Below are 20,021 nucleotides of genomic sequence, written 5' to 3' on the forward strand. Positions count from 1 at the left end.
TAATATGGCAGAGCAAGGAAAAGATAACTTTAGAGATACCATGGGGACCCTTGATAAAGAAGGGAAGCGCGCATGGGTATTTCCTAAGAAGCCTAGTGGAAAATGGTACGAGTACCGTAAGTATGTGAGTTATTTATTACTTGCTATTTTACTTAGTTCACCGTTTATAAAAGTAGGAGGGAACCAGCTGTTCATGTTTAATGTGCTGGAGCGTAGATTCAATATTTTTGGATACCCATTCTGGCCTCAAGATTTTCACCTCTTTGTAATCATGATGATCATTGGGGTAGTATTTGTAATTCTATTTACGGTAGCATTTGGTAGAATATTTTGTGGCTGGATTTGTCCTCAAACTATTTTTATGGAGATGGTTTTTCGTCGCATTGAGTATTGGATAGACGGCGATCGAGGTAAGCAAATACGCTTAGATAAAATGCCATGGAATAAGGAGAAAATCAAAAAGAGAGTTTTAAAATGGACTATATTTTTTATCATCTCATTTCTTATTGCAAATGTATTTCTTGCTTACCTCATAGGTAGCGACCAGCTTATTAGGTATATCACAGATGGACCATCAAAGCATGTTAGTACGCTAGTATCACTTCTCATATTTACTGGAGTTTTCTATTTCATATTTGCATGGTTTAGAGAGCAGGTTTGTATTATAGCTTGCCCCTACGGAAGATTGCAAGGAGTCTTGCTAGATAACAAATCTATTATCGTTGCTTATGATCATAAACGTGGAGAGAAGGAAGAAGGAAGAGCTAAGTTTAAGAAAAATGAAGACAGACCATCTACTGGAAAAGGAGATTGTATAGATTGCTTCGCATGTGTGCATGTATGCCCTACAGGGATAGACATACGTAACGGTACACAGTTAGAATGTGTAAACTGTACCGCTTGTATAGATGCTTGTGATCATATGATGGAGGCGGTAGATCTCCCTAAAGGTCTTATACGCTATGCTAGTGAAGATAATATTGAAAAGAAAGCGCCATTTAAATTCACACCTCGTCTTAAGGGGTATGTTGCCGTACTAGGTATTCTTACTGCGGTACTCATAGGGATGTTGTTTTTACGTAATGATGTAGAAGCTCGCATTCTCAGATTACCAGGACAGCTTTATGAGCACAAAGACAATAACATGATTAGTAATGTCTACACCTTTAAGTTGGTTAATAAAACGGTAGAGGAGATAGAGGACGTACACTTTGAGCTACGCTCTCACAAGGGAACCATAGAAGTTGTTTCTGGTAATGAATTTAGTGTAGACCCACAAGGACTAGCAGAGGGAACGCTATTTATAGAAATCAATGCAAGCGGTATTAAAAGTGATAAAGAACGTTTGGAAATAGAAGTTTACAGCGGTGATCAATTAATTGAGACTACAACAACGGCATTTTTAGGCCCTAGAAGTTATAAGTAAGAGTACGCTTTCGCGAAAGCAAAACAAAAAAACTATGAGTACAGAGCATAAAAAATGTTGTGACGGTTGTAAAAAAGGACAGCCAGGAACTAACGAAGCATGCAGCGCAAAGTTGATGATGGAAGCGCTGAAGAATAATCAAGAAATCACTAAAACACAAGAGTTATGAAATGGAACTGGGGAAAGGGTATTGTAGTGGCGATGGCTTGTTTTATGGGCTTTATTCTGTATATGGTTATCACGATGAGTACAGATGATAATTATAGTCATGATCTTGTGACAGAAGAATATTATGCCAAGGAAATGGCTTATCAAACCGAAATAGATGCAGAGACCAATGCGCGCAATCTCGTAGGTGAGATTAGCGGAAAACGTACGCCAGAGGGATGGTTACTTACCTTCCCAACGTCTATCTCAAAGAGCACAAATAAAGGAAAAGTGTTTCTATACAGACCGTCTAATCAGCAACTTGATTTTGAAGTGCCTATGGTTATTTCAGGGTCTAATTTGCTCATACCTGACAAACAGCTGATAGACGGTCGATGGAACATTATCATAGAGTGGACAGACGGGGTAGAGGAATACATGTATAAAAAGTCAATCGTTTACTAATGTTGTGGTCTGCACTCATATTTGGTCTTTTGGGCAGTTTCCACTGTGTGGGAATGTGTGGTCCCATTGCATTTATGTTACCCGTAGATCGTAAAAGCCCTGTAAAAAGAGCTTTCCAATTAATGAGTTACCACGCTGGGCGTATACTTACTTACAGTGTTCTGGGCTTAGTATTTGGGATTGTAGGTAAAAGTTTCAATCTCTTTGGTATCCAGCAGCAACTATCTATAATCATAGGTGTACTCATGATTGTAGTTATTCTCATACCCACTAAAATTTTCAATAAATACAACTTCTCAAGACCGTTATATAAGGCAGTTGGGAAAGTAAAGAGCTCCATGGGAACCGCTCTTAAGAAAAAAGATCCAGGTACGTTTTTTACTATAGGATATCTCAACGGACTGTTGCCTTGCGGACTTGTATATATGGCGATTTTTGGCGCACTTGCTTCTGGTGGTGCTTGGGAAGGAGGATTGTATATGGCAGTTTTTGGGCTAGGTACTATTCCATTAATGACTACTGCTATCTATTTAGGTAATTTTTTAAAAGGAAAAGCAAAGCAGCGCATCGTTAAGGTGATTCCTGTTTTTGTAGTCATTGTAGGAGTCTTATTTATAGTACGCGGCCTTGGTCTTGGTATACCATACGTATCACCATCAAAGATGGTAAGTGTAGAAAAAGTAGCTGCACAACATTCTTGTCATTAATAACAACCAAACAATTATAATTATGGAACAATTTTTAATACTTCTCGTAAACTGGGGAATGGGAGCACTACTCATAGGAGTATTTGCCTTAGTTTGTATTACACTGATACTTATTGTAGTAAATATGATTAAAGCAGACTCAAAAAAATCTAAAACCGATGAAAAATAAAGGTTTACAATTCATAAAAGAATACACAAGTACTTTATTAAACATTATAATTTTTAAAGGTCTCGACCTATTTATATCATTGCAATGGCTTTTAACTTACAAGAGAGATCGTATTAGTTCACATAGATAATCAAGGACTTACTGATGTCTTACAATCTTCAAAAGCGTAAAAAAAAGGGAAGCAGTAGTGCTTCCCTTTTTTAGTATATGTTGAGGTGACTTTTAAACCGTCATAGAAAATAACTGAGTCTCCGGCTTATTGCGCTGTAATCTCATATCAAATGGAAGACATATATTTCTCACAAATGGACGTCCCTTTTCTGTAACAATTAATTTTCTTGCATGTATTTCTAGAAGTCCGTCGCTTTCTAATTCCTTTAATTTTATAAGTACATCTGGAAGCTCTGCAAAATTTCCTTGATCATCACCCCATGAAGTCTCAAATGAGCACATCAAATTAAGAATATGTTGTCTTATGATAAGATCTTCTTCAGTAAGGATGTGACCTCTAAAGATAGGTAGAATTCCATCCTCAATAAGTTGTTGATACTCTTCTATATTTTTTACATTCTGAGCAAAACTATACCAGCTGTCACTTATAGCAGAGACTCCTAAGCCTATCATTACTTGGGTTTTGCTAGCGTTATATCCCATAAAGTTACGATGTATAGTTCCCGCTTGCTGGGCTTCAAATAGTGCATCTGTTTTAAGTGCAAAGTGGTCCATACCTATCTCAACATAGCCTGCTTTAACTAGCATCTTTTTACCTATCTCATACTGCATTCTCTTTTGGTCTGCACTAGGTAAATCTCCATCCTTAAAGCCTCGCTGCCCATTACCTTTTATCCATGGTACATGAGCATAGCTATAAAAAGCGATACGGTCTGGATTAAGGGATATGGTTTTATTTATAGTATTTATAACATCATCTTGCGTTTGGAAGGGTAGCCCATAAATGATATCGTGCCCTACGGAGTTATAACCCGTGGCACGAGCATTTTCTGTAGCGCTTTGAACGTGTGCGTATGGTTGTACACGATTTATAGCTTTCTGTACAGTTGTATTGTAATCTTGAACTCCGTAACAAACTCTAGTAAATCCTTTATTGTACAGTGCTTCAAGGTGTTCTTTTGTGGTATTATTAGGATGCCCTTCAAAGCTCAGTTCAAAAGTGCTAGCTTTTTTTGTAAGTGCAAAAATCCCATCCATAAGACGTTCAAGGTGCGCTGGTGAGAAAAAGGTAGGCGTTCCTCCGCCTAGGTGTAACTGTTTAATCACCGGTTTATCTCCTAGTAACGTCACGTACATCTGGAGCTCCTTAAGAACAGATTGTATATAAGGAATCTCAACATCATGATTCTTTGTAATACGCTTATTGCAACCACAAAAAGTACACATACTCTCACAATAAGGTAAATGCACATAGATACTTATTCCTTGTGAAGTTTTGCTTTCGCGAAAGCTTTTTTGTAAAGTGTTCTTCCACTTTGTTAGTGTAAAGTTATCTTGATCCCAGTAAGGAACAGTAGGGTAACTTGTATATCGTGGTCCTGCCACATTGTACTTAGATATAAGGGTACACATTGATTTTGAATTTTTTCAAAATTAACGTTTGATAAAAACAGAGAATATGATGAATATCAGCTTTTGAGAAAACACTATTTAATGACGGATATGGAAGTCCATTTAAAAATGATAAATTATACATGTAAATTACCACTCGTCGACACTTAAACGTCATCCGTCTACAGTAAAGGACTCGTTAAGCTAATTTTTGGAGGTATTTTGACATTTAATCACCAACTTTGGAAACATAAAGATCAATACTTTGGGGACAAGAAAATTAAGAATACTGCTCGTTGAGGACGATGCCATTGAGGTAATGAAACTCAAGCGAGCCATAGCAAAGCTAGACATGAACCATGAGCTCATTGAGGCAAAAAATGGTGAGGAAGCACTTGAAATACTTAAAGACCACTCGGTCTTACCAGATGTGCTGTTTCTCGATCTTAATATGCCAAAAATCAACGGCATAGAGTTCTTGAAGATTTTGAAAAAAGATGAAGTTTTACGATTTTTACCTACAGTCATGCTTACTACTTCAAGTAATCGCAAGGATATACTTGCTTGTTACGATACGGGAGTCGCAGGTTATATTATTAAACCTTTAAAGTACGATCACTACGTTGAGAAAATAAAATCGGCGTTAGAGTATTGGAGTATGAATGAATTAATCAAAGCATAATGAAAGGAATTGTATTTACAGAGTTTTTAGAACTTGTCGAAACAAAATTTGGCTTAGAAATGGTGGATACCATACTTAATGAATCTGAGTTACCTTCTAATGGTGTTTATACAGCAGTAGGAACCTATAGCTTTACAGAAATGGTGAGCTTACTTACTAATTTAAGTAAGGAAACGGGACTTGTAATTGATGATTTATTGTTGGTATATGGAGAGCATTTTTTTACGGTAGTAGAGAAGAGCTACCCATCATTTTTGAAGCAATATACAGACCCTATAGAGATGCTTTCATCTATAGAAAATCACATACATGTAGAGGTTAGAAAAATTTATCCAGATGCAGAGTTACCTACTTTTTCAATAGAGGAGAAGACTCCAGAGAGTCTTGTAATGATCTATAAGTCAAGCAGAGCCATGCATGCCTTTGGTCGCGGATTAATGAATAAAACTTTTGAGTTTTTTAATACAAAAGCAACTATCTTAGTTGAAAAATTAAAAGAAAACGGAACCGAAGTAAAATTCAGCATAGCAACATATGAGTGACCCCAAAATCAAGATGTATGAAAGAGCACTAGCACGTGAAAAAGCAGCTAGAAAAGAAGCCGAGCGTATTCTTGAGGAAAAGTCATTAGAATTATATCACAAGTCTGAGGAGTTAAGAGTTTCAAACTCAAAACTAGAAGATATTATAAAAGAACGCACTTCTGAACTTGAGGGAGTGTTTGAAAACATAGTAGATGCCTATGTAGTTATGGAGTTATCTGGTAATGTTATCAAGATGAATGATGCTGCCATGACACTCCTTGGGTATAGCCTAGAAGATAACTTCAATCTTTGGGATATTGTCCACCCAGATGAAAATGACAAAGTTGTTGAGGGCTTTGAGATCCTAACATCTAAAGGTGCAATAACAGATTTTCAAATAAAAATTATCATCGCTTCAGGAGCTATTAAGTTAGTTCATATTAATGCAAGCATTGTCTTTAATGCAGATGGTAAGCCTATAGCAGCCCAAGGTATTGTAAGAGATATTACACAAGTAAAGGAAGCAGAGCAGCGTCTCATAGATTCAGAAAATCGATTATCTGCACTTATTTTAAACCTAGAAAGTGGTATTCTCCTAGAAGATGAATATCGCAATATTGTAATCACAAATAATCGCTTTTGCAATTTTTTCAATATTACTGCTACTCCAGAACAACTTATTGGAGTAAACTGTGAGAATGCAGCCATAGAAAGCAAACATCTTTTTAAAGACCCAGAAGAATTTTTATCAAGAATAAATGCGCTTACGCGAAAAAAGGAACAGGCACTATCTGATGAGCTTAAATTAATAGATGGACGTATTTTAGAAAGAGATTTTATTCCTATTTATGAAGATGGTGTTTATAAAGGACACCTATGGACGTATAGAGACGTTACCTTGAGAAGAAAATTTCGCGAAAGCATAGAAGCAGAACGCCAAAAATATAGTGACATTATTGCAAATATGAACCTAGGCCTTACCGAGGTAAATCTTGATAATGAAATCTTGATGGCCAATAATAGTTTTGAGTTATTATCTGGTTACAAGGAACAAGAGATACTTGGCAAAAACGCAAAGGAATTATTACTTACACCAGCATCTCAAGAAAAACTTGCAAGACAAAAAAAGAAACGATTAAAGGGAATATCAAATTCTTATGAAGTAGAAGTTATCACAAAGAGCGGCGAGTTAAAACACCTATTAATAAGCGCGGCACCTAATTATAATATTAATGGTAAAGTAATAGGTTCTATAGGAGTTCACCTTGATATTACAGAACTCAAGAGTCTAGAGTTGGAGAAAGAAAACCTCTTAAAGAAACTTGAAAAACGTAATGATGAGCTACAGGAGTACGCACACGTAGTTTCTCATGATCTTAAAAGTCCGCTTAGGAGCATTAATGCGCTTGTAAACTGGATTAGAGATGATAATGAAGACGTTTTTACAGAAGAGACAAAGAGTCATCTAGAGATGATAGACACTACGCTAGAAAAGATGGAACAGCTCATTTCTGACGTGCTAGAATATTCAAGCGCAGGATCTGAAAATACAGCTTCCCAAAGAGTAAACTTGCAAGAAGTACTAGCAGATATAAAAACTTTGCTTCACTGTCCAGAACATATTACATTGAGTATTCATCCAGATTTACCTACCGTAAATGGAGATAAAGTCAAGTTACAACAGTTGTTTCAAAACTTGATGAGTAATGCGATACGTTATTGTGATAAAGACAAAGGTCTCATAGAGGTAGGTTTTACAGAAAGTAAAACACATTATACCTTTACGGTCAAGGATAATGGAATCGGGATTCCTAAAGAGTACCACGATAAAATATTTAAGATTTTTCAATCACTTAATAACCATAAAGACTCTACGGGTATAGGACTTTCTATTGTGAAGAAAATAGTAGACCTATATCAAGGAAATATTTGGCTAGAAAGCACCGTAGGGGAGGGCACAACGTTCTTCTTTACATTACAAAAATAACACAATGAAAACTGTACAATTACAACGCGACTCGTCTGGCTCATGGCACTATTTAAGTGAATCAATAGCACTTGATAATCCGCTGGTGCTTATTCTAGGTAACCGATTTTTACTAGAGAAAGAAGGCGTTTATGAGGAAGTAAGAGACTTATTTCCTTCGGGGCATCTTGTATTTGGATCTTCTAGTGGTGAGATTGTGGCTGGCGCTGTAAATGATAACCACATTACAATAACCGCAATAGAGTTTGAAAAGTCCTCCTTTGAGATTCAGACTTTTAATATTCATGAGGTAGGAGATGATAGTGAGAAAGCAGGATCTACAATTGTAAATAAGTTAACAGAAGAAGGTCTTAAGCACATATTTGTATTATCTGAAGGAAGTTTTGTAAATGGATCTGCTCTAACTAAAGGGATGCAAGAGGCGTTGCCTAAAGTTCTAATCACTGGCGGACTGTGTGGAGATGATGCACGTTTTGAAAAGACACTAGCCTCTTATAATGAGGCGCCAAAGGAAGGCGAGATTGTAGTCATAGGTTTTTATGGAGAAACCTTTGAAGCGTCATTCTCAATTTATGGTGGGTGGACCCCTTTTGGGCCAGAAAGGCTTATCACAAAATCTGATGGTAATATCTTGTACGAGATAGATGGTAAACCAGCATTAGATTTATACAAGACATATCTAGGCGACAAAGCAGAAGAACTACCAGGCTCTGCGCTTATCTATCCGCTCAATGTAAAAAGTGCAGAAAACGATCAGTCATTTGTACGAACTATTTTAAATATAGATGAAGAGAAAAATGCGATGATTTTAGCTGGCGATGTACCGGAGCAATCTAAAGTACAACTCATGATGACTAATATGGATAGTATCGCATCGGCATCAGAAACGGCTGCATTACGAGCGATGGAAGGAAGAAATAATCCTCCACAATTAGCCTTGCTCATAAGCTGTATAGGACGTAAGCTAGTACTAGATCAACGTATAGAAGAAGAGGTAGAGGAGGTAATGAGTGTGATAGGTGATGATGTCGTGATAGGAGGGATGTATTCTTACGGTGAGATTGCCCCTTTTTACGGAGAACGTAGTTGTAAATTGCATAATCAAACGATGACTATCACTTTAATAAGCGAATAGATGAACCCACTCTTAAAAAGACAAATACGTAAATATCTTCCTGATGATTTAAAAGATCGTGAGGATATGCAAGTCTTTTTTGATGCCGTGGGAAGATCATATGATAATTTTGACAATCAATTTAAGATGACCCAAAGGGCTATGAAAGTAAGTTCAGACGAGCTTTTTGAAGCCAATAAACAACTAAGAGAAGAGTCTCAAAGACAACAAGGGTTATTGATACGCTTACAGTCTGTAATTAATGCAGTGCAACCCTTTGGAGAAGATCAAGATGAGGGTATAGATATAGGCGATGCAAATCTAGCCGAATATATAAGCCAGCAGGCAGAGCAGCTCATCCTAGTAAACAGAGATCAAGAATTACTGGTAAAGGAACTAGCATTGCAAAACCAAGAGCTCAATGATTATGCACACATTGTATCTCATGACCTCAAATCACCATTGCGCAGTATTGAAGCGTTAGTAAGCTGGCTCAAAGAAGATTATGGAGACGCGATAGGCGAGGAGGGAAAAACGCAAATAGGGCTCATTGTAAATCATTTAGAAAAAATGGACGCCCTTATTACAGGTATTTTAAACTACTCATCTATTGATAAGGAGGTTCGCACAGAGCGACAAATAGATTTAAATGTACTCGTAAAAGAGACGGTAGATCTCATGCATTTACCAGAGCATATTACTATAAAAGTACATAAAATGCCTACTATTCTTGCAGACCGTTTTAAAATACAGCAGTTATTTCAAAACTTGATAGGCAACGCTGTAAGCAGTATAGATAAGCCCCAAGGACTTATAGAAGTTATTGCACGAAATCTTGATGACGTTTTCCAGTTTGAAATAAAGGATAATGGTAAAGGAATTAATCCAGCCTATTTTCATAAGATTTTCCAAGTATTTCAAAAGCTAGAAAATGATTCTGAAAGTACGGGAATCGGGTTATCAATCGTAAAGAAAATTGTACACTTTTACGACGGTAAGATTTGGTTAGACAGTACTGAAGGCGTCGGGACCACATTTTACTTTACGCTACCTCAAACTACATAATTATGGAAAAGCCCAATCTCAATTATATCAAAGAACTTTCAGGGGGAGACGCAGGTTTTGAAAAAAAGCTGATAGGAGTGGTACAAGCAGAATTACCTCAAGAAATTGCCGAATATGAAGGTAATATGAAGGATTCCGCTTTCGCGAAAGCGGCCGAAAACGTACATAAGATAAAACATAAACTAGGAATCGTAGGATTAGAAAAAGGATACGAGCTCGCTATTGCCTATGAAGATGAGCTTAAGGAAGGAAAGTCTACCTTGAAAGAAGAATTTGATAACATTCTAACCGCCGTAATCCATTTTATAAAAGATTTATAATCTGTAAATTGCATATTAAATCATAAAATTTTTAAATGTTGAACTGTATTATTGTAGATGATGAAACTGCGGCACGTACAATCGTATCGCATTTATGTAGCCAGGTAGATGAACTCAATGTAATTGATGAGTTTCCTAACGCGATGCAGGCAATCAAGTTTTTAAATAAGAACGAGATTGACCTCATTTTCTTAGATATACACATGCCAGATTTTACTGGTTTTGACTTTATAGATTCGCTTAAAAATCCGCCAAAGATTGTTCTCACCACGTCAGATCGTGACTTTGCGATTGAGGCTTTTGAGTATGATTGTATTGTAGATTACTTAGTAAAGCCTATAACCCTGCCTAGATTTCTTAAGGCAATGCAAAAGGTTGAAAGTTTTAAAGCTCCTAAGTTGCAAAAAGCAACTCCAGATGCACAAGAAGCAAAGCAAGAAGAGTCAGAAAAGGAGATGTATGTAAATATAGACAGGCGTCTCATTAAGATTGAGTTTGATAAAATCTTTCTTGTAGAAGCAAAAGGTGACTACGTACTAATAAAAACAGAAGGAAAAAATTACACCGTACACTCTACACTTAAAAAAATAGAAGAAAAACTACCAGATAGTCTTTTCTTAAAAATCCATCGCTCCTATATTATTAACATTAAAAAAATAGTTGATATTGAGGATAATAGTGTCCTGATAGCTAGAGATGTAATACCAATAAGTCGTTCTAACAGACCTGAACTTATGAAGCGTCTTAACTTGCTATAAAACAACAAATTCCATTCGTCTACAGTAAATTACCACTCAACGATACAAGTATCAGTGCGGTCGAATAAATTGAAAATCAGGATATAAACAGCCTAATTTTGTTTCTATAATCACATCAATAGAAGCAATATGAAAGCAAATTTCTACTCTCTTACAAGACAATTAATCGCACTAAGCTGCTTGTTGTATTCATTTACCGCCAGCGCACAAGATGTACCTTTTAATTGTGATTACAGCGCTTATTTGTTTCAATACAATGATGTGTATGCAATTGACCTTGCTTCTGGAAACTCTTTTCTAGCAGCAAAGGATATCACAACAGGAAACATAAACGCAGCAGCATATAATCCAGCAGATGGTTACATCTGGGGATACTTATCAAGCCCTGCAAAATCTATTGTTAAAATAGGCAAGAACTTTGAGACTACTACCATCACTATTGATGCATTACCTACTGGCAATAAATATGTAGGTGATATAAGCGCTACAGGACAATATTACTTTAAAGCTGGTGGGAGCACATACTACACTGTAGATCTTGATCCAGCATCAGAAACATATACAGAACTTACTGCAACTGCATCATTATCACAAAATTTAAGTGTACATGACTGGGCTTTTAATGCAGTAGATAATCAGCTGTACGCCGTTGAGAAAGGAACAAACATCTTGTATAGAATCAACCCTGACAATGGCCAGGTGCAGGCTTTAGGCGTCGTACCTATTTTATCAGGACTAAACTATACCTATGGAGCTGTATATTTTGATGCTTCAGGACGATTCTACATATCTGCAAATCAAACAGGGACTATCTATGTAATACAAAGTGTTCAAGACCTTGATGGGATAGGAGTTATAGATTCAAACCTCTTTGCTTTTGGGCCATCAAGTGCTAGTAATGATGGCGCTCGATGCCCTACTGCACCTGTGTTACAAGAAATATGCGATAACGGAATTGATGATGATGGTGACGGTCTTATAGATTGTGAAGATCCATCATGCTCAGGATACGGGATGTGTGCCACTATAGATCCAGAAGCATCTACAGGAAATAAAGGAGGATTAGAAAGTAATAATAGACTCTCTAACGCTATTGCAAAACGTAATTTTAACCGTGCAAAAGAGAGCTATGAGTTTAATAAAGACCTTGCACCACTTGTAGGTAAGAAGGATAGCTATGCCGTAAGAACTGCTCAAACATTTACGCTTGCAGATCTTATCCCGCTTGAAGAAATTAGCGAAGATTATGTAGTTGAATCTACACCTGCAGATCTGGTAGGTATTACAAATGCAACCGAAGTATATGCTGTAGACTATATAAAAGGAGAACTCTCAACCGCATCTATACTTGCTCTTAAAACAGAAAATGGCGTATATGAGCATACAAAGTATATCTGTGATCGTTTACTAGGAGCAGAGCTTACCTCTGTGTCTACCATAGAGATTAATGGACAGCAGTTTATTAAATCTCTAATAAGAAATATAGACGGCAGTGTAGAATTTGTTTTAAGCCTTTCGGCGAAAATGGTAAACAATGAGACTGAGTTTATTGTAGAAAGCCACTGGAATCTTGATCGTTATGAGGATGATGTCACTTTTTACAACTTCCAAATATGGGCAAACTCAATAGATGATTTACACAAACTAGGACAACAAGTTTTGAATCTTCTAGAAGTACAGAAGCCAGTAACTTCATATAATACCTCGACACCACCTACCGTATTTGTAAAAAAAGGAAACTATAACAACGGAGCGTTACAACTAGAAATCATCAATACAAATGCAACCGAGAGTGTAACATTTGATGCAGGAATAAGAGCAACAGAAACAAGCGAGATAGTAACAACCACATCGAGCATCTCACTTGGCGAAAATTACATCACAGAGGTTACTATTGACACAGGATATTTATTTGACATAGGCTTTAGAATAGGAGATGGTATAAACACACCAGATGATTTATTTCTATCTGACGGGCCATGGGGAGTAGATGCATCTCAAGTAGGGACAGATGTAGTAACCTATGAGATTTCAGAAAATGAAGAAACATACGGAGATGACACCTATGCTATAGAACGCAACTTGTCACTCACAGCAACAACAAATAGCTATGTTGCGGCATATAGAGCACTTACACCACGTTTTCAAGCAGTAGATGTAAGTATGTTTAATGCATTACAAATGACAGCAAAGGGAACAGGAAACTTAGAAATAACCTTTGTAAAGGAAAGCATAGAAATCTGGGAAGATCAGTACAAAGCAACGATAGCACTTACAGACAACTCTCAAGATTTTGATATTTTATTTGACAACTTTACAAGTCCGTCGGGAACACCGTTGTTGCTTAATGATCTCGTAACTGTGGTATTTACCATGGTATCTCAAGATGGAACGATGGTTACAAAGGAAATGGACATTAATGAGATACAATTTGCAAACTCAGAAGTACTCTCAACCGAAGAGAATATCATGGTAGCAGATGCATTAATAAATTACCCTAACCCATTTATATCGCAGACTACAATAAGATTGCCACAAGCAAGTGCAACGGTACAAATTACAGTAGTAGATATGTTAGGACGCATAGTAGACACGCAAGATATAACAACAAATAATGGAGGGTTAACAGCTGTATACACAGCTCCAAACCTACAGACAGGCATCTATACCTATAAACTAGTAGATAGTGCCTCACAACAACACAGTGGCAAGTTTGTCATAAAGAGATAAGTAAGTAGTTTTTTTGATTTGATTTGATGTTTGGCCATCACCGGGGACGGTGGTGGCTTTTTTTGTGGGTGGGAGCGTGTTTTTTTTGACTTGCTAAAAATGATTAAACTTATGTCTTAGTAATGACCTTCACTATTTTATATATGAGATGTTTTATCTGGTGTTTTAGCTCTGTTTACTACAGTAATACTTATAATTTGGATAATTCCGTAAATACATAAATGTACGATTGGAAATAGAATACCATAAAATAATACCACTAATGAGCCACCACCTTTGAAATTTTCTTCACCACTAGAGATATAAACCATAAAAGCTGTGTAAAGTAAAAATACGAATAGATGTAAATAAAAGATTCTTTTTTGTTTAAACCATAAACCTAATAGAATTAGCAAGAATACAATGCCATAGCTCAAATACATTATCGTAAATTCAATATCCGTTGAAATCAATTATTCTCGTTTTTTAAGTTCAGTCATTAATTCAATACGCTTGTGCTTGATACTCCTACAAACTTTATTAAAGCTCTCACTCTTTTCGTCCGATATGAGTTCCGTAATTAGCAATTTAATTTCATTAATGCTCAATTCGTTTGGCTGTTTGAAATACAAATTCGTATCAAATGCAGCTTGATTGGTTTTTTCATTTTCGAGTTGATTAATTCGTTGGATTGGCTTTTCAGTGATGACTTCAGTAAGTTCATAATCAGCTTTTGGTAATTTAGTCTTTCTGATAATTTGGAGATACTCACTTAAAATTCGTTTTTCTACGTAGATTTTTCCTCCGTCGAATTTGTGACGATCAGTCATATCTTTTTTAACACCTGAAATCCAATATTCATCTCCATTTTCCAAGTCATAATAATTTCCGTTAATTCCCAGCCCGTTAAGACTCTGAAATGCCTTACCGTTAAAGTAAATTGTCTTTCCGCTTTTTGAAAATGAAACAAGACCAATCCAGGCATTTTCATTATTTGAAAGCCTGCTTTTCAATTCTATATATTTTATTTCTGCCTTCAAAGTTTTTTTTGTAAAACAGTGGCATTCCACAACGGAATTTATCCTCTAGATAGTAAACAAACGTGATTCCAGTCGTGTTAGTTTGACCTAAATATACAATGAATATTTTAGTTCTATGCTTCTTAAAACTAACAGTATACTAACTCTATGAAGAAGTATAATCTGTATGTTATAACAAAAAAAAACGCCCAGCTGGGCGTTTTTTTAATATCAAATAGCGTCTTAAAGATTACATCTTTATAATTCCTTTTTCAAGTACTTGCCATCTCAGCTTTAAACCTACTTCCATAAACTCAAATCCTGCTGCGGTTGCAGAGGCAATGTTACTGTACTTACCGTAAGCACCCATCTGGAAGCGGTTTGATATCGCATACTGTACTCTGGCTTCTACGCGAAAAAGTGTAGAAGCCTCATCCTCTTCTACTACTTGTAAACCTCCTGCAGCGTTTGCTGCATAGCTCCACTTTCCTGCTTGACCAGTAAGATCTAAAAACAACTCAACTGCTTGGTATTTTGATGGGCTAAAATATAACGTAGGTACTTGATCCTTAAAACCTACATACTGGTAATTGATACCACCTTTAAGCGTTGGGTTTTTTGTAAAGTTGTAGTATAAAGAAGTGAATAATAAGTTACGAGAGTTTCCATCTGTTTGCTGCGTGTGCATTAAACCAGTATACCAACCTAGATTTATGTTTGTTCCCATATTGTAGTTAAGGGAATAGTTATTCATAAATATCTTTTCGTCTAGTAATGCGGCGTTAAAATCTTGTAACGTCCTGCTGTAACCCACCTCTAAAAACTGAAGCGGAAAAGGTCTTGACTTTACAAAAATAGATCCGTTTACATCTGTATACTCATTTGCATCTGCATCTGCTTTTACAAACCCTAATGTACCTTCTAGCCAGGTATTATTTATGACTCTGTAATGAGCTCCAAGGCTTGCATTTGTGTTATAAGCCATCGTGTTTGTGGTCATATTTTCGGTAGTACGGTAGTTGTAAGAAAATATAGCCTTAAACCTACTTGTAAATGGCAAGGTAGCGGTCAGACCAGCCGAGTATGCTTGGTTATCACCATTATCTTTGGTGTATGCAGCTCGTTTTTCGATCACGGGAGCGAGGCTACTTTCTATTGTTTTCATTAACCCAGTAGCATCTTTCTGGTTTGGGTAGAAGGTTAAGGTATTTTTCGCGAAAGCGTAAGCCTCATCTAGATTACCCTGTGCACGGTACGCATTTGCAATCCCGAGATTTCCGTCAAAAGAGGCGCTGTCCTTCTCAAGGATACCGTTATACACCTCGATACTCTTTTTAAAAGTCCCCGTGTACATTCCTAAAGTTGCCTTAAGTGCAGCCACGCGCGCATTAGTCGGGAAGGTGCTTTTAAGATCTGCAATGGCAGTTCTTGCTGTGGCATATTTTCCGTTCCAGATGAGTGCTTGTATGTAGCGCTCGTTTGCAGTAATGATTTTTGTAGTGTCCGCTTTCGCGAAATTAATACTCTCCTGCGCCAGTGATAATGCGAGCTTGTCGTCCTTCTGTAAGTGAGCAACTAATGATTTACCCACTTGCGATGTTAAGGTATCTGAAAGCTTACTGTACATCGTGTTTGCGTTGTCAAAATCCTTCTTTGCGATATAGGTATTTGCAAGCGCGCTTATGATTTGCTGATCGTTAGGCATATCCTCAAGAGCACTTTTAAGTAATTGTATTGCCGCATCATATTGAAAGGCAGTTGTTAGTTGGTTTGCCTTACCTAAACGCATAAACTTTTTTGACACCGCAGCATTTGCATTACCAGGTTGTACGGTAAGTGCCTTGTTTACATAAGCGATTGCCGCGTCATATTCTTTAAGGTTAGAAAGCGTGTTTGCATAGCCGAGTAGGGCAGAGAAGCTTGTACTATCTTTGGCAACGAGGGTTTCATAAAAGTCTTTTGCAGCGCTAAAATCACTATCCCATAAAAGAGACTCGGCATAGTTTAAGCCCACTTCAAAATCTGTAGGGTAGTCTGCTTTAAGGTTTGTAAAAAGTGTTCTTGCTTTGCCACTCTCACCACTCAACCCTAGAGCACGACCGTAACAGAGTCTTGCCGTTTTATTATCTGGGTAGTCTTCAAGCACATCTCCAAAAAATGTTTTTGCCTCCTCATATTTCCCAGTTTCTAATAAAGTGAAACCTGCAGACATATCTTGGCTGTATGCTGTTGCACCTAGTAGGAAAAGAATAATATATGTTAGTTGTCTCATTGCGTATGTTTTACAAGTGCAAGTTATGGCAATATACAAAGGATTCAATCTTAATGTATCTGCAATTCGTCGACACTTATCGTCGACTGGTGGAGGTTGCCTAAAGTGTGAATGGAGTTTTGAGGGAAGTGAGCTGTGAATATCTCCCCAAGGTTCTATTTATTGTTCCTAAAGTCACTTGCCTCCAACATCTCCCCAAATGGGCCTTTCTTCAATTTTTAATATCACCACCGCGAACATCTCCCCAACCCCTCTTCGAAGAGGGGCTTCTTTTTTCACTCCTCCTCTTCGAAGAGGAGGCTGGGTGGAGATGTTTTTGCGTTTGAGTAAGAAGATAGCTGCCAACATCTCCGTAAAGGTGCCTTCCTCTCATTGATACTTCACTCGTCGGAAGCAATTTCAAAGAGGGGCTTTCATCTTTGTGTACTCCTCCTCTTTGAAGAGGAGGCTGGGAGGAGATGTTTTGAGTTTGAGTGAGAAGTTAGTAGCCAACATCTCCCCAAATGTGCCTTCCTCTCGTTCATACTTCACTCGTCGGAGGCAAGTTCAAAGAGGGGCTCCAAGTTGTCACTCCTCCTCTTTGAAGAGGAGGCTGGGAGGAGATGTTTTTTCGTTTGAGTGAGTAATATATAAATGCCAGAGGAGATGTTTTTCCGTTTGAGTGAGAAGATAGTTACTAACATCTCCCCAAATGTGCCTTCCTCTCGTTCATACTTCACTCGTCGGAGGCAAGTTCAAAGAGGGGCTTTCTTCGTTGCGTGCTCCTCCTCTTTGAAGAGGAGGCCGGGAGGAGATGTTTTTGAGTACGAGTGAGTAATATATAAATGTCTAGGAGGAGATGTTTTTGCGTGTGAGTAAGAACCACACCCCAACTCCCCAAAAACCACTCCTTATATAGTATCACATTAAACTTTCGCGAAAGCATTATTACACCAATATATACTTTAAAGATAAAACACGACCACTCGTCTACAGTAAAATTCTACTCATCGAAATTTCAACCGAAAGCCTCTTAATTGCTCGCATATTTGTACCAGAAACAAACAACAAAACAATTATGGGACTTACAGTAATAAATAACTCAAACACATTAAGAGTAGTACACAACGCTAGAAATACACAAGCTAGTAATACATTAAGTGTAGTACACAGAAAGGTAGATAAGCCGGTTATCCAGTTAATGACTTATTAATCATTAGTTATGATCGCTATACAACACAAAATCAAAAAGATACTCTCTCCCGAGCAAATATTTATGCTCAGTGCCTTTGTGGTAAATGGAGGAAACTACCTCTATAATTTAGGACTGGGTAGAGTACTAGGCCCTGGCGCCTTTGCAGATGCTGCTATACTTATCACCTTACTACTTGTATTATCATTTGTTGCAATGACTTTTCAGCTAGCAGTTGCAAAGTTTACAACGGAGTTTGACAAGTCAAAACAAGAAGCATTTGTACAAAGAGCTTATAAACAAGCTACCACCTTTGGAATCATATTGGGTGCGGCAATTGTAGTTTTTGCAGGATCGCTGCAAACACTTTTTCAAACAGAATCTTCTGTAATGTTTACCATTTTTGGAATAGCAGTCCCACTTTATTTCATAATGAGCGTAAACAGAGGAAATCTTCAAGGACGTAAATCCTTTATTGCATTATCTATCACCTACCAATTTGAAATGGTATGCAGACTCGCACTTACTTTTGCATTATTACTTTTCTTCAATATAGAATCGTCTGTCGCGGTAGCTACAGCAATCGCAATCTCTTTTATAGCAGGTGTATTTCCATTTAAAAAGTTAACGTCTAAAAAGGCAGTGCAATCTGCCCTTACCTCAAAAGAGAGCAAGGCAGTTATGAACTTCTTTGTACTTACTGCGTGCTATGAGCTTACCCAGATCATTTGTAACAACAGTGATATACTCTTAGTAAAACACTATTTTCCATCTTATGATGCAGGATTATATGCATCTCTAGCCCTTATAGGTCGTGTAGTTTACTTTGTAACCTGGATGTTTGTGATGTTACTATTACCTACGGTAGTATCTATGCGCAAGGAAGGTAAGAACTCTGTACCTGTACTTATGAAGTATGTAGGGTACATCACAGCCCTTGCTAGTGGTATCGTGTTATTTACATTTCTGTTTCCATCATTTGCAGTACAAATATTATTTGGAGAACAGTATATGTCTATTGCTCCATTATTAGGTTGGTATGCACTTGCGACATCTTTTTTTGCCCTATCAAACATTTTTGCCTACTACTATCTATCCCTAGATCATTATAAACCTATTGTAATTGCTGCCATTTTTGGAGTGTTACAAATAGTGTTAATCATATTATTCCACGATTCATTGTTTGAAGTTGTTTTAGCCCAAGTAGTTGCAATGGGAAGTTTACTCATTGCTCAATTACTTTATTTCTGGAAGATGCAAGTAAAGTAACAGTTTCCCCAAATTGTAGTTGCCCTCTTACATAAGCATTTGCTTTTGTGAGAGGGTTTTTGTTTTGACTAACTGAAGCCTATTAGGGAGGTCTATAATATCCTTTTATATACTCCTTATCTATATCAAATCTCTATCTAGTGATATCTAATCTTAGCAGCTGCAGTATAGTAACTTAGCCTATGTAAGCTGTAATTGTAAGAAAGTGCAAAATCGTTTATCGAAGGTCAAATACCATTCGTCTATACTAACGGTCGAGTAAACGTTTTTCGTCCGCTTTCGCGAAAACAAAGCCCCATATTTGTACTATCAAAAAAACATAACTACTTAAAAACAAATATTATGGCACTAGAAATAAACAACATTTACGGAGTAACTTGTATCAAAGGAAAAGTATCAAACACACACGTACAAGAAGTAAAAGGATACTTTAAAGCACTATTATCTGTAGAAGATAATGTCATCATAAATTTATGTGAGGTTAAAAAAGGAGCTAAGAAACTAGTAAGAGTTTTAGAAAGCTTACAAGCCGAAATCTCAGAAGAAAAATCACTTAAGTTTTTCAGCTATCCAGAGCCAGCAGTTGCCGAATTATATGCGCAAATTAATAATCAGTCTAACTATTACCAGGCAGCAGCATAAGACTACACAAAT

At 37.1% G+C, this 20,021-nt stretch carries 19 protein-coding genes; 16 read left to right on the forward strand and 3 right to left on the reverse strand.

The window, feature by feature from the left end; translation table 11 throughout:
* Positions 1–4: 4 nt before the first annotated feature.
* The 5 genes from ccoG to D017_RS15430 are packed head-to-tail and all read left to right on the forward strand — an operon-like array spanning position 5 to position 2,914.
* Positions 5–1,426, forward strand: a complete 1,422-nt coding sequence (gene ccoG, locus D017_RS11170) for a cytochrome c oxidase accessory protein CcoG (RefSeq protein WP_035336577.1) — start codon at positions 5–7, stop codon at positions 1,424–1,426.
* A gap of 34 nt (positions 1,427–1,460) precedes the next feature.
* The gene (locus D017_RS15525; protein WP_261375735.1) at positions 1,461–1,595 is read left to right on the forward strand and encodes a hypothetical protein; all 135 of its coding nucleotides are present in this window, start codon (positions 1,461–1,463) and stop codon (positions 1,593–1,595) included.
* Positions 1,592–2,038: a FixH family protein gene (locus tag D017_RS11175; protein WP_035336578.1), complete on the forward strand. Its 447-nt coding sequence runs from the start codon at positions 1,592–1,594 to the stop codon at positions 2,036–2,038. Before D017_RS15525 ends, D017_RS11175 begins: the two co-directional genes overlap by 4 nt.
* Positions 2,038–2,745: a sulfite exporter TauE/SafE family protein gene (locus D017_RS11180; RefSeq protein WP_035336579.1), complete on the forward strand. Its 708-nt coding sequence runs from the start codon at positions 2,038–2,040 to the stop codon at positions 2,743–2,745. The genes D017_RS11175 and D017_RS11180 overlap by 1 nt, the downstream gene beginning before the upstream one ends.
* Positions 2,746–2,767: 22 nt before the next feature.
* Positions 2,768–2,914, forward strand: coding sequence for a hypothetical protein (locus D017_RS15430; RefSeq protein ID WP_192816515.1), 147 nt, complete (start codon positions 2,768–2,770; stop codon positions 2,912–2,914).
* A 222-nt stretch (positions 2,915–3,136) separates the two neighbouring features.
* Here the strand turns inward: D017_RS15430 and hemN are convergent, their stop codons facing one another.
* Positions 3,137–4,498 carry an oxygen-independent coproporphyrinogen III oxidase gene (gene hemN / locus D017_RS11185; RefSeq protein ID WP_035336580.1) on the reverse strand — a complete coding sequence of 454 codons (1,362 nt, stop codon included), beginning with the start codon at positions 4,496–4,498 and terminating at the stop codon, positions 3,137–3,139.
* Between the two features lie 244 nt (positions 4,499–4,742).
* On the opposite strand from hemN, the gene D017_RS11190 reads away from it, so the two are divergent.
* From D017_RS11190 to D017_RS11225, 8 genes are all read left to right on the forward strand, one after another.
* Positions 4,743–5,159, forward strand: coding sequence for a response regulator (locus tag D017_RS11190; RefSeq protein WP_035336581.1), 417 nt, complete (start codon positions 4,743–4,745; stop codon positions 5,157–5,159).
* Positions 5,159–5,701: a heme NO-binding domain-containing protein gene (locus D017_RS11195; protein WP_035336583.1), complete on the forward strand. Its 543-nt coding sequence runs from the start codon at positions 5,159–5,161 to the stop codon at positions 5,699–5,701. The genes D017_RS11190 and D017_RS11195 overlap by 1 nt, the downstream gene beginning before the upstream one ends.
* The gene (locus D017_RS11200; RefSeq protein WP_035336584.1) at positions 5,694–7,670 is read left to right on the forward strand and encodes a PAS domain-containing sensor histidine kinase; all 1,977 of its coding nucleotides are present in this window, start codon (positions 5,694–5,696) and stop codon (positions 7,668–7,670) included. Before D017_RS11195 ends, D017_RS11200 begins: the two co-directional genes overlap by 8 nt.
* Positions 7,671–7,674: 4 nt before the next feature.
* Entirely contained in the window at positions 7,675–8,805 is a 1,131-nt protein-coding gene (locus tag D017_RS11205) for an FIST N-terminal domain-containing protein (RefSeq protein ID WP_035336585.1), read from the forward strand.
* Complete coding sequence (locus D017_RS11210) at positions 8,806–9,849, forward strand: ATP-binding protein (protein WP_035336586.1); 1,044 nt, start codon at positions 8,806–8,808, stop codon at positions 9,847–9,849.
* 2 nt (positions 9,850–9,851) lie between these two features.
* Positions 9,852–10,169 (forward strand): Hpt domain-containing protein, encoded by a 318-nt coding sequence (locus D017_RS11215; protein ID WP_051583883.1) that lies wholly within the window; start codon positions 9,852–9,854, stop codon positions 10,167–10,169.
* A gap of 38 nt (positions 10,170–10,207) precedes the next feature.
* The gene (locus tag D017_RS11220) at positions 10,208–10,927 is read left to right on the forward strand and encodes a LytTR family DNA-binding domain-containing protein (protein WP_035338207.1); all 720 of its coding nucleotides are present in this window, start codon (positions 10,208–10,210) and stop codon (positions 10,925–10,927) included.
* Positions 10,928–11,056: 129 nt separating this feature from the next.
* Positions 11,057–13,657, forward strand: a complete 2,601-nt coding sequence (locus D017_RS11225; protein WP_035336588.1) for a T9SS type A sorting domain-containing protein — start codon at positions 11,057–11,059, stop codon at positions 13,655–13,657.
* Positions 13,658–14,109: 452 nt separating this feature from the next.
* Here the strand turns inward: D017_RS11225 and D017_RS11235 are convergent, their stop codons facing one another.
* Positions 14,110–14,676 carry a hypothetical protein gene (locus tag D017_RS11235; protein ID WP_192816516.1) on the reverse strand — a complete coding sequence of 189 codons (567 nt, stop codon included), beginning with the start codon at positions 14,674–14,676 and terminating at the stop codon, positions 14,110–14,112.
* 229 nt (positions 14,677–14,905) lie between these two features.
* The gene (locus D017_RS11240; RefSeq protein WP_035336590.1) at positions 14,906–16,927 is read right to left on the reverse strand and encodes a tetratricopeptide repeat protein; all 2,022 of its coding nucleotides are present in this window, start codon (positions 16,925–16,927) and stop codon (positions 14,906–14,908) included.
* A 1,057-nt stretch (positions 16,928–17,984) separates the two neighbouring features.
* Here D017_RS11240 and D017_RS15530 point away from each other — a divergent pair.
* The 3 genes from D017_RS15530 (at position 17,985) to D017_RS11250 (ending at position 20,009) form a co-directional block, all read left to right on the forward strand.
* Positions 17,985–18,119 carry a hypothetical protein gene (locus D017_RS15530; protein ID WP_262485442.1) on the forward strand — a complete coding sequence of 45 codons (135 nt, stop codon included), beginning with the start codon at positions 17,985–17,987 and terminating at the stop codon, positions 18,117–18,119.
* A 9-nt stretch (positions 18,120–18,128) separates the two neighbouring features.
* The gene (locus D017_RS11245) at positions 18,129–19,367 is read left to right on the forward strand and encodes an oligosaccharide flippase family protein (RefSeq protein ID WP_035336591.1); all 1,239 of its coding nucleotides are present in this window, start codon (positions 18,129–18,131) and stop codon (positions 19,365–19,367) included.
* Between the two features lie 342 nt (positions 19,368–19,709).
* Positions 19,710–20,009, forward strand: a complete 300-nt coding sequence (locus D017_RS11250; protein WP_035336592.1) for a hypothetical protein — start codon at positions 19,710–19,712, stop codon at positions 20,007–20,009.
* The last annotated feature ends 12 nt before the right edge of the window (positions 20,010–20,021 follow it).

It is taken from the genome of Dokdonia sp. PRO95 (assembly GCF_000355805.1).
Classification (GTDB): domain Bacteria; phylum Bacteroidota; class Bacteroidia; order Flavobacteriales; family Flavobacteriaceae; genus Dokdonia.